Source organism: Micromonospora lupini, from assembly GCF_026342015.1.
Taxonomy (GTDB): domain Bacteria; phylum Actinomycetota; class Actinomycetes; order Mycobacteriales; family Micromonosporaceae; genus Micromonospora; species Micromonospora lupini_B.
In genome coordinates, this window is sequence record NZ_JAPENL010000001.1 from 2,917,606 (window position 1) to 2,929,270 (window position 11,665).

Here is an 11,665-nt window from a genome sequence, read left to right on the forward strand (position 1 = left end):
GTGTCGAGCACGGCGGACCTGCTGGCCCAACGGCTACGCGCGGCACGCGAGGCGAGCCGGGCCGCACCGTCGCCGGCCCTGCCCCGCTGCCCCGACGACGCGCTCGTCACCTCACCGGCACAGGAATCGGTGTGGCTTGCCGACCGGTTCCTCGACGGCGCACCCGACTACAACGTCGCCGAGGTGCTGCGGGTCCGCGGCCCCCTCGACGCCGCCGCGCTGCGGCTCGCGTTCGGCATCGTGCTGGAGCGCCACGAGGTGCTGCGCACCAGCTACCCCGAGGTGGACGGTCGACCTCGGCCGGTGCCGCGCGAGCTGGGCGCGATCCCGGTCGCCGTCGCCACCGTCGCGGACCCGTTGGCCCGCGCCCGGGAGCTGGTCCGGCAACCCTTCGACCTCGCGACGGGGCTGCCGCTGCGCGCCGAGCTGCTGACCGCCGGGGACGCCGAGTGGTACGTGGTGCTGGTAGTCCACCACATCGCTGTGGACGGCTGGTCGATGGCGCTGCTCTGGGCCGAGCTGGCCACGGCGTACCGGGCCCTGCTGGCGGGCACCGTGCCGGCCCTGCCGGAGCTGCCCGCGCGGTACGTGGACCACGCGTACCAGCAACGGGAGCACCTGCGCGGCGAGCGGCTGGCCCGGCAGCTCGACTACTGGCGGCAGCGGCTGGCCGGGTTGTCGCCGCTGGAGCTGCCGACCGACCGTCCCCGACCGCAGGTGTTCGGCGGCCGGGGCGACAGGTACGACTTCGCGGTGCCCGACGCGCTCGCCGACGGGGTTCGTGAGCTGGCCACCCGGCACGGGATGACGCTGTTCCACGCGCTGCTGGCCGGGTTCACGGCCGTGTTGCACCGCTTCAGTGGCCGCACCGACGTCGCCGTCGGCACCCTCTTCGCCGACCGGCAGCACGCCGAGCTGGAGTCTGTCGTCGGGTTCTTCGGCACCACAGTGGTGATCCGGTCGCAGGTACGCCCCGAGCGGCCGTTCGCGGCGCTGCTGAACGACGTACGCGACGCGGTCGTCGACGCCCACGAGCACCGCGACGTGCCGTTCGAACGGCTCGTCGAGGAACTGCGCCCTTCCCGGGACCTGTCCCGCAATCCGCTGTTCCAGGCGATGTTCACCGTGCAGGACGAGGAGACCGCCCCGTTCGAGCTGCCCGGCTGCGTGGTCGAGCCGGTGCCGCTCGGCACCGGCACGGTGAAGTTCGACGTCGAGCTGGTGCTGACCCGCCGCGAGGGCCGGCTGAGCGGCTTCGTCGAGTACGCCACCGATCTGTTCGAGCAGGCCACAGTGGCGCGTCTTGTCGACAGCTACCTGTGCCTGCTCGCCGACGCGGTGGCAGACCCGGGCAGCCCGGTCGCCGCGCTGGCGGTCCTGCCACCCGCCGAGCACACCCGGATCACCGAGGAGTGGAACGACACCGACGCCGCGTACCCGGACGACCGGCTGCTCGGCGACCTGGTCGGCGACCGTGCCCGGCGCTTCCCGGCCGCGGTCGCCGTCCGTTGCGACGACGTCGAACTTACCTACGGCGAGCTGGAGCGACGCGCCAACCGACTGGCGCACCTGCTCGTCGACCACGGCGTCGGCCCCGACGTCACTGTGGGCGTCTGCCTGGACCGCGCGCCGGAGCTGGTGGTCGCGCTTCTCGCCGTCCTCAAGGCCGGCGGCGCGTACGTGCCTGTCGACCCGGACCACCCCGCCGACCGGGTCCGGCACGTGCTCGCCGACAGCGCGGCGGGGCTGCTGCTGACCACCTGTGACGTGTGGGACCGGCTCGGCGCACCGCCCGGCCCACGGCTGCTGCGCCTCGACCGGCTGGGCGACCGGCTGGCCGGGCTGCCGGACACCCCGCCGGTAACCGCCACCGGGCCGGACGACCTGGCCTACCTGATCTACACGTCCGGCTCCACCGGGCGACCCAAGGGCGTGATGGTTCCGCACCGGGCGATCGTCAACCTGACGACGGCGTTCGTGCGGCTCTTCGGGGTCACCGACACCGACGTGGTGGCCGCCGTCGCCTCACACGCCTTCGACCTGTCCCTGCCGGAACTGCTCAGCCCGCTCACCGTCGGCGCGACTGTGCTGCTGGCGTCGCGCCGGACGGCCACCGACGGCGTGGCGCTCGGCGCGCTGCTGGCCAGCGGCGGCGTCAGCGTCATGCAGACCACGCCGACGATGTGGCGGATGCTCGTCGACGCCGGTTGGACCGGCGGCGACCTGCGGGCCGGCGCGTCCGGCGAGACGGTGCCGAGCGCGTTGGCCGCCGAGCTGCTCGGCCGGGTGTCCCGGTTCTGGTGCCTGTACGGGCCGACCGAGACGACTGTCTGGTGCACGGCGTACGAGGTGCACGCCGTCCAACCGGACCGGCCGATGCCCATCGGTCGGCCGCTGCCCAACAACACGGTGTACGTGCTGGACCCGGCGCTGCGGCCGGTCCCGGTCGGAGTCATCGGCGAGGTGTACGTCGGCGGCGTGGGCGTCGGTCGCGGGTACGCCGGGCAGCCCCGGTTGACCGCCGAGCACTACCTGCCGGACCCGTTCGGCTCCGGCGGCCGGCTCTACCGCAGCGGCGACCTGGCCCGGCTGCGCCCGGACGGGACTATCGAGTTCGTCGGCCGGGCGGACACGCAGGTGAAGGTGCGCGGCAACCGGATCGAGCTGGGCGAGGTGGAGGCGGCGCTGGCCGCGCACCCGGCGGTGGCCGGCGCGGCGGTGACCACCTGGGGCGAGGACGCCGACCGGCAGCTCGTCGGGTACGTGGTGTGGCGCGATCAGCCCCTGGACGTGGCGACGTTGCGCGCGCACCTGCGCGGCACTCTGCCCGACGCCTTCGTGCCCGGCATCGTGGTCGAGCTGCCGGAGCTGCCGCTCAGCCCGAACCGCAAGGTGGACCGGGCCGCGCTGCCCCCACCGGACGTACGCCCGGCCGGCCCCGACCACGTCGCGCCACGGACCGACCTGGAACGCCTCGTGGTGGACACCTGGACGGCGGTGCTCGACCGGGACCGGATCGGCGTGCGGGACGACTTCTTCCAGCTCGGCGGGCACTCGCTGCGGGCGTTGCAGGTGGCTGCCCGGCTGCGCGCGGCTACCGGCGTGGACGTGTCCCTGCGGACCCTGTTCACCCACCCCACGCCGGCCGAGCTGGCCGCCACGCTCAGCGCCGTTCCGACCGGCACCGCCGGACCAGCCGGCACCGCCACGCTCGACGCCCGGCCGGCGGACGCCGACCGCGACGCCCGGCCGGCGGGGGCCGGCAGCCACGTCGACCCGTCCTCCGCCGGCCGTCCGCCACTCACCGCCCGGCCGGCCGGGGCTGTCGCCCCGCTGTCGTACGCGCAGCGCCGGCTGTGGTTCCTCGACCGCCTCCACCCCGGCGACGGCAGCTACCTGGTGCCCAGTGTGCTGCGCCTGCGCGGGCCTCTGTCGACGTCGGCGCTGACCGAGGCGCTGCGCACGGTGCTGGCCCGGCACGACGCGCTGGCCGCTCGGTTCGTCGCCGACGGGGCCGCCGACCGGCAGATCCCCGGCCCGCCGTGCGAGGTGGTGCGCACCGACCTGCCCGACGCCGAGGACTCCACCGTGCTCCGGCTCGCCGCCACAGACGCGGCCCGACCGTTCGACCTGGCGCGCGGCCCCCAGGCCCGGGCTAGGGTCGTCCGGGTCGCCGAGGACCACCACACGGTGGTGCTGGTGCTGCACCACGCGGCGGTGGACGGCTGGTCGCTGCGGGTGCTGTGGCGGGAGGTCGGCACGGCGTACGCGGCACTCGCCGCAGGCCGGGCGCCGGAGCTGCCGGCGCTGCCGCTGACGTACGCCGACTACGCCTACTGGCAGCAGCGGCGCGGCCCGGCGGCGTTCGCCGACCAGCTCGACCACTGGCGGGCCCGGCTCGCCGACCTGCCGCACTGCTCGCTGCCCACCGACCGGCAGCGGCCGGCCACCTGGTCGGGGCGAGGCGCCCGGGTGGACTTCACGGTGCCCGCCGAGACCGCGCGGGCGGTGCGGGAGCTGGCCCGGCTTTCCGGCGCGACGACGTTCATGGCCCTGCTCGCCGCCTTCCAGGTGGTCCTCGCCCGCTTCACCGGCCAGGACGACGTGGTGGTGGGTACGCCGGTGGCCGGCCGGGACGACGCCGAGCTGGAACCGGTGGTCGGGTGCTTCGTCAACACGCTGGTGCTGCGCGGCGACGTCGGCGGCGACCCGACCTTCGCCGGGCTGCTGGATCGCGTGCGGCGGGCCGCCGCCGTCGACTTCTCGCACCGGGACGTGCCGTTCGAGCGGCTTGTCGAGGAGCTGCGGGTCGCCCGGGACCCGTCCCGGAACCCGCTGTTCCAGGTGGGTTTCCGCCCGGAGGAGCGCGACGACGCGGCGCTGCGGCTGCCAGGCGTCGGCGTGGAAGCGGTGGACCTCGGCCCGGGTGGGGCGAAGTACGACCTGAACGTGTCGGTGGTGGAGGTCCCGGACGGGCTGCGCGGCACGGTGGAGTACGCCATCGACCTGTACGACGCGGCGACGGTCGAGGCGTTCGCCGCCGCGTACGTTCGGACGATCCAGGCGGTGGTTGCCGCCCCCCGGCGGCGGCTGTCCGAGCTGGGCCCGACGGCCGCCGAGCGGCGGCTGCTGGCGCAGTGGGGCGGCGACGTCGGGCCGGCCCCGGATCAGCCGTCGCTGCCGGAGCTGGTGGCCCGGCAGGCGGCGCGCACACCTGACGCGGTGGCGGTGTGCCTCGCCACGCCCGTCCAGGGCCCACCGGTGGACATCGGGGCGCACGAGCCGACGATGACCGCGCACACCACGGCCGCGCCGACCACGACCGAGCTGACCTACGCCGAGCTGGACGGACGGGCCAATCGGCTGGCCCGCTGGCTGCGTCGGCGCGGCGTCCGCCGGGACGTGGTGGTGGGCGTGGCGCTGCCCCGCTCGACGGACCTCGTGGTGGCGCTGCTCGCGGTGCTGCGCTCGGGTGGGGCGTACGTGGCGATGGACCCTGCCGCGCCGCCCGGCCGGCTCACCCACCTCGTCGCGGACAGCGCGCCCCTGCTGGTCCTGACCTGCCGCGACGCGCTCGCCCGGCGCGGGCCGGCCGCCGCCACCGAGGGCGTGCCGACGTACTGCCTGGAAGAGGAGTGGCCGGCCGTGCTTGCCGAGCCGGCCACCGACCCCGGGCACGTGCCGCACCCCGACGACAGGGCCGCGATCTACTACACCTCCGGGTCGACCGGAGCGCCGAAGGGCGTACCGACGCCGCACCGGGGCATCGCCAACTTCCTGGCGTACCTGAGCGGGCCGATCGGGTTGACCGAGCGGGACGTGGTGCTGCAACTGGCGGCGATCTCCTTCGACGCGTCCATCAGGGACATCTTCGGCCCGCTGGTTGTCGGCGGACGGGTGGTGCTGCCGCCCGACGGTGCGACGCGCGACCCGTACGCCCTGCTCGCCGCGATCGAGCGGCACCGGGTGACGGCGCTGCTGACGCTTGTGCCGCCGATGCTGATCGCGCTGGCGACCGCCGCCGGCGCTCGACCGGACGCCGCCGGGTCGGTGCGACTCGGCCTGGTCAGCGGCGAGGCGTTGGGCGCGCAGCACGTCCGCGCCGCACGACAGCTCGCCCCCGGCATCGTGCTCGTCAACCAGTACGGCCCGACCGAGGCCACGATGACCTCGACGTACCACGAGGTGAGCGACGAGGACGGCGCGGTGCCGATCGGACGGCCCATTCCGCACGTGCGCTGCCACGTCCTCGGCCCGCGCGGTGAGCTGCTGCCGCCGGGCGCCCTGGGGGAGCTGTACCTCGGTTCGCCGGGGCTGGCCCGGGGCTACCAGCGGGCGCCCGGGCTGACCGCGCAGCGGTTCGTGCCGGATCCGTTCGGGCCGCCCGGTGGCCGACTGTTCCGCACCGGCGACCTGGTCCGGTGGCGCGCGGACGGTCGGCTGGTCTTCCACGGCCGCCGGGACCAGCAGGTGAAGATCCGCGGTGTCCGGGTGGAGCTGGGCGAGGTGGAGGCCGCCCTGGCCGCCTGCCCGGGGGTCCGGGCCGCCGCGGCGGCGGTGCACGACGGCGAGCTTGCCGGCTACGTGGTCGTCGGCGGTGCCGTCGACCTGGGCGGGCTGCGCGACCGGCTCGCCGACACGCTGCCCGAGCAGTCGGTGCCGGCGCGACTCCAGACGCTTGACGCGCTGCCGCTGACCCCACACGGCAAGCTGGACCGGGCCCGGCTGCCGGCCCCGGCCCCGACGACACGCGTCGACGCGCTGCCCCCGCGCGACATCCTGGAGCTGACCCTCGTGCGGATCTGGGAACGGGTCCTCGGGCACGGCCCGATCGGCGTACGCGACGACTTCTTCGCCGTCGGCGGCCACTCGTTGCGGGCCGTGGACCTCGTCGAGGCGATCCGCGGCGAACTGGACGTCGCCGTACCGCTAAGCGTCGTCTTCACCCACCCCACAGTGGAACGGCTCGCCGCGGTGCTGGGCACCGGAGCCGCCGCCACCGACCTGTTGCTCGTCCCGCTTGCCGACGGGCCCACCGCGCAGCCGCCGCTGTTCCTCGTCCACCCGCAGGGCGGCGACGTGGCCTGCTACGCGCAGCTCGCCCGGGAGCTGGCCGGGGTCTGCGCGGTGCAGGGCGTCGAGGCGGTCGGCTACAACACCGACGACACGCCCCTGACGGCCATCGAGGAGATGGCCCAGCGCTACGTCGACGAGATCCGGGCGGTGGCGCCGGGCGGGCCGTACCGGCTGGCCGGCTGGTCCTTCGGCGGCAACGTGGCCTTCGAGATGGCGGCCCGGTTGGAGGCGGCCGGCGAGACCGTCGACTTCCTCGGCGTCCTGGACGCGCGCGCGTTCGGCCGGGAGGAGTTGGAGCCGTGGTTCACCGGGCGCAGCGAGCTGGAACGCTACGGGCTGATCGCCGAGCTGGCCCCGGAGCAGGTCGCCGAGCTGGCCGCCGCCGAGGAGCAGGAGGCGCTGGCCATCCTGCTGCGCGACGCGCAGCAGCGGGGCCGGGTGCCGCGCGGCGCGGACACCGCAACGCTGCGCCGGATGGTGGCGGTGTTCACCGCGAACGGCCGGGCCGCCGACAGGTACGCGCCGCGCGCGCCGATCCGCGCCCCGATCCACCTGTTCACGGCCACCGAGCGGCATCCCACGCTCACCAACCCGCAGGTGAACCCGGCGAGCTGGCGGGCACGCACCCGGGGCCCGGTGTACGTGGTGCCGGTGCCGGGCAACCACCACGACCTGGTGTACGCGCCACACGCGACAGTGCTGGCGGCCCGGATCTCCGACGCGTTGCGGGAGCGGGGTTGGACATCCGCCGACTAGGCGTCGTGGGTGGGGTGGGTCCGCTGGCCGTCGCCCACTTCTACCAGCGCCTCATCCAGCTCACCCCGGCGGTGGAGGACGACGAGCACCTGGAGGTGGTGCTCGTCGCCGAGCGGGTGCCCAGCCGGATCGCGTACCTGCGGGGGGTCGGGCCCAGTCCGGTGCCGGCGCTCCTGCGGGCCGCCAAGCACCTGGAAGCCGCCGGGGTGGACGCGCTAGTCATCCCGTCGGCTACCACGCACGCCTTCCGCGACGACGTGGCCCGGGCGGTGGCCGTACCGGTGCTGGACCTGCTGGCCGAGGTGGGCGCGGTGCTGGCCGGGCGGGGCTTTTGCCGCCCGGTCTTCCTGGCCACCGCCCCGACCGCCCGGCTGCGGCTGTACGAGCCGCACCTGAGAGCCGGGACCCGCCCGCTGTACCCGAGCACGGCGGCCCAGCGCCGGGTGGACGCGCTCATCGACGGGGTGAAGCGGGGTGAGCCGATCGAGGCGCTGCGCGCCGGCCTGGCCGAGCTGATCGCCGCCGGGCCGTGGCCGGTCGGGGCCGACTGCGTGGTGCTGGCGTGCACGGAGCTGCCGGTGATCGCCCCGCGCGGCGGCGCGGGGCCGCTTCCGCTTGTCGACGTGACCGAGGTGCTTGCCGACGCGGTGCTGGCCCGCGCGGTGCTGGCAGGCCGCCCGCTGCCGGCAAGGCGCTGACCGGAGCGCCAGGGTGCGTGCCGCCGACGCCTGCCGCGTTCGGTCCGACTGGCGTCCCCCGAGGACGACAATCGCGTGGTGGGCCGCGCGCGGTGGTGGGGGCAGGCGTCCAGCACGCATCCCGTCGCCCTCTACTCGGCGCCGGGTTCCTGAGAGACGGGCGTCGTCAGGCCGATTCGGCGCGGGTGATCGGCTCGTCGCCGGCGAGCCGCTCGGCGGCGTAGAGCCGCACCAGGCCGGCCAGCCGGTACCGGGTCGGGTCGACCCCGACCTCGACCAGTTGCGCGTCGACGAGCTCCTCCAGGGCGTCCTCGACGATCTCGTCGCGGACGCCCGGTAGCCGGCCGGCGAGCGGGAGCGGCAGGTCCGCGTCGGGCAGCGCGCCAAGCGATCGGAACAGCAGCCGCGCCGCCGGGGAGAGCGCCGCGTAGCTGGTGGCGAGCCGGGCCCGCACGTCGAGCCCGCCGAAGGCCAGCTCGTCGAGGCGACGGGCCTCGTCGCGCAGCCGGTCGGCGAGGTGCGCCATCGTCCAGTGTGGACGGGCAGCGAGTCGGGCGGCAGCGATCCGCAGCGCCAGCGGGAGCCCGTCGCAGAGCCGGGCCAGCGCCCTCGCGGCAGCCGGGTCGGCGGCCAGCCGGGGCGGGCCCAGGGCGGTGGCGAGCAGCCGCACCGAGTCCTCGATGTCGAGCGGATCGAGGTGCACCGCTCGGGCGCCGGTGAGGCCGGTGAGCCGCCGCCGGCTGGTGACGAGTACACCCGCGCCCGAGGCGCCGGGCAGCAACGGCAGCACCTGCCGTTCGTGTGTCACGTCGTCGAGCACGACAAGCACGCGCCGGCCGGCGATCCGGTCCCGGTACAGCTCGGCGCGCTCGTCGAGGCCGGCCGGCACGGTGTCGCCGGACAGGCCGAGCGCGCGCAGGAACCGCTCCAGGGCCGCCGCGGGCGCCACCGGCCGGCCGTCGGGGTCGAGGAGATTCAGGTACAGCTGACCGTCCGGGTACGCCGGCGCGAGCGCGTGCGCGGCGCGGACCGCGACAGTCGACTTGCCCACGCCGACCGGGCCGGAGATCGCCACCAGCGGCACCGCGGCGCCGTCGTTGCCGGCCAACGCCTCCCGGAGCACGGCCAGCGGCCGATCCCGCCCGGAGAGCTCGGCCGGGTCGGCGGGGAGCAATCGGGGCACCGGCGGCGACACCGGCACATCGTCGGCCGGCTCGTCGGCCCGCGCGTCGGTGAGGATGGCGCGCTCCAGGCGGCGCAGCTCACCGCCCGGCTCCAACCCCAGCTCGTCGAGGAAGACACGACGAGCCGACCGGTACGCGGCCAGCGCCTCGGCCGGTCGTCCCGCGCCGGAGAGAGCCCGCATGTGCTGCGCGTGCAGCCGTTCCCGCAGTGGATGGGTGGCGACCAGCTCGCGCAACTCCCCGACGACGTGCTGGTGCCGGCCGCGGTGCAGCTCGACGTCGAGCCAGTCCTCGGTGACGGCGAGCCGGCGCTCGTCGAGGCGGGTCGCGGCGGCCCGCAGCGCCTGGCTCTCCACCCCGGCCAGGGCGGTCCCCCGCCACAGGGCGAGGGCCCCGCTCAGGGCCTCCGCCGCGTCGTCGAGCCGCGACTCGGCGAGCGCCTGCTGCCCGGCAAGCACCAGCCGGTCGAAGTAGTGCAGGTCCAGGTCGCCGTCGGCCACCTCGATCAGGTAGCCGGGTGGGCGGGTGACGATGCGGTCCGGCAGGCCGAGGCGGGTGAGCGTCTTGCGCAGCGCCGACACGCAGATCTGCACCTGACCGCGTGCTGTGGTCGGCGGGGCGTCGTCCCACAGCGCGTCGGCGAGCTGCGCGGTGGAGACCACGCAGTTCGCGTCGAGCAGCAGGGTGCTGAGCACCACCCGCTGCCGTGCGGCGGTGACCGTCAGCGTGTGCCCGGCGCCGGAGATCTCGAGGGGCCCGAGGATCCGGAAGCGCACGGGGTCAGCTCCGCGCCGACGCCGCGATCTCCAGGCGCTGGCGCAGCGGATGCCGCAGCGGCTTGCCGAGCGCGTTCTTGGGCAGGATCCGGACGAACTGGAGCCGGTCCGGCCAGAGCACCCGGGCCACGCCCTCGGCTTCCAGGTAGTCGTGCAGGCCCTGAAGAGTCGGGGTGTCGCCGCCGCCGGGGATCACCACGGCGCAGACCAGGTCCGCTCCGGGCACGGCCGGGTCCGGGTAGCCGACCAGGACGGCCTCCACCACGTGCGGGTGCCGCTGCAACACTGCCTCGATGTCGAGCGTGGACACCCGCAGGCTGTTCGCCCGGGTGATCAGGTCGACCCGTCGGCCGGTGATCCGGATGCCGCCGCGCCCGTCGTCGCGGGCCAGGTCGCCGGTGTCGAACCAGCCGTCGTCGTCGAGCAGCGACTCGTACAGCTCGCGTTGGTTGAGGTAGCCCAGGCACTGGGAGGCGCCCCGGGCGTACAGCCGGCCCGCCTCCTCGCCGGGATCGGTGTCGATCCGCACCTGCATCCACGCCACCGGCCGGCCGTCGCTGTGCACCGCCCAGTCGTCCGGGTCGTCAAGCCTGGTGACGGTGACCGCCCCGTTCTCGGTCATCCCCCACAGCGCCCGCATCGGCACCCCGAACGACTCCCGCACGTCCGCGATGAGCTGCGGCGCGATCGGCGCCGAGCCGGAGACGATCTGGCGCAGGGTCGGGGTCCGCACCGGCGCGTGACGCTGGGCGGCGAGCATGCCGATGACGAAGCCGGGTGCCGCGTAGACGAACGTGCCACCGTGCCGGGCGATCAGCGACACCATCAGCGCCATGTCGTCGCCGGAGTCCATCACCACCGCCGTGCAGCCCAGGTGGACGGGGAGGTAGACGGCGTGCGTGACCCCGGCCATGTGGGTGAGCACGCTGGGCAGCAGGACCACCTCGTCCGGGGCGAGCCCGAGCGGCTCCGCCGACGCGCGGACGCAGGCGTACATGGTGTTCTGGCTGTGCACGACGCCCTTCATCGGGCCGGTGGTGCCCGAGGTGTGCAGCACCAGCGCCGGCTCGTCGGGGCCGAGGGCGTCCGCCCCGTCGTCCGGGGCGCGCTGCTCCCACGGGGTGTCGACGAACACCTGCCGGAAGTCGACCGCGCCGACCCGGGCGGCGTCGCCGATCACCACCCGGTGCTCGAGCGTCGGCACGTCCAGCTCGGCGAGCCGGGTGGCGTAGTCGGTGCCGGCGAACGTGTCGAGCGTGATGCAGACCTTCGCCCCGGTCGACTCCAGCACCTGACGCAGCTCGCGCGTGCTCAGCATCGGGAAACCCGGCGAGCTGACCGCCCCGATCTGGTTGCAGGCCAGGTAGAGCGGCGTGAGCACCCACCGGTTCGGCAGGTAGATCATCACCACGTCACCGCGGCCGACGCCGAGCGACCGCAGCGCCCCGGCGAACCGGGCGACCATGGTGGCCAGCTCGGCGTACGTCAGTGTGCGCGCGTGTTCGCCGCCCTCGTACGTGATGATCGCCGGGTGGTCCGGGCGGTCGCGCGCCGCCGCGGCGAGGTCGTCGAGGAACGTCTCCGACCGCCACCAGCCCGCCGCGACGTACTCCTCGGCCTGTCGCTTGTCGACAGGTGCCAATGAATCCCACATGTTCGGTCGCCTCCCGGCCAT

General features: G+C 75.2%; 4 protein-coding genes. 2 read left to right on the forward strand and 2 right to left on the reverse strand.

Annotation, left to right across the window (positions count from 1 at the left end):
* On the forward strand, nt 1-7,332 hold the full coding sequence (locus OOJ91_RS13310) for an amino acid adenylation domain-containing protein (RefSeq protein ID WP_266244893.1): 7,332 nt from the start codon (nt 1-3) through the stop codon (nt 7,330-7,332).
* A gap of 5 nt (nt 7,333-7,337) precedes the next feature.
* A complete protein-coding gene (locus tag OOJ91_RS13315; protein WP_266244894.1) occupies nt 7,338-8,030 on the forward strand; it encodes an aspartate/glutamate racemase family protein in 693 nt (230 codons plus the stop codon).
* A 166-nt stretch (nt 8,031-8,196) separates the two neighbouring features.
* Here OOJ91_RS13315 and OOJ91_RS13320 read toward each other — a convergent pair whose 3' ends face one another.
* Together OOJ91_RS13320 and OOJ91_RS13325 are read right to left on the reverse strand one after the other, a co-directional pair.
* Complete coding sequence (locus tag OOJ91_RS13320) at nt 8,197-9,990, reverse strand: AfsR/SARP family transcriptional regulator (protein ID WP_266244895.1); 1,794 nt, start codon at nt 9,988-9,990, stop codon at nt 8,197-8,199.
* A gap of 4 nt (nt 9,991-9,994) precedes the next feature.
* Nucleotides 9,995-11,644 (reverse strand): AMP-binding protein, encoded by a 1,650-nt coding sequence (locus OOJ91_RS13325; RefSeq protein WP_266244896.1) that lies wholly within the window; start codon nt 11,642-11,644, stop codon nt 9,995-9,997.
* Nucleotides 11,645-11,665 lie beyond the last annotated feature (21 nt).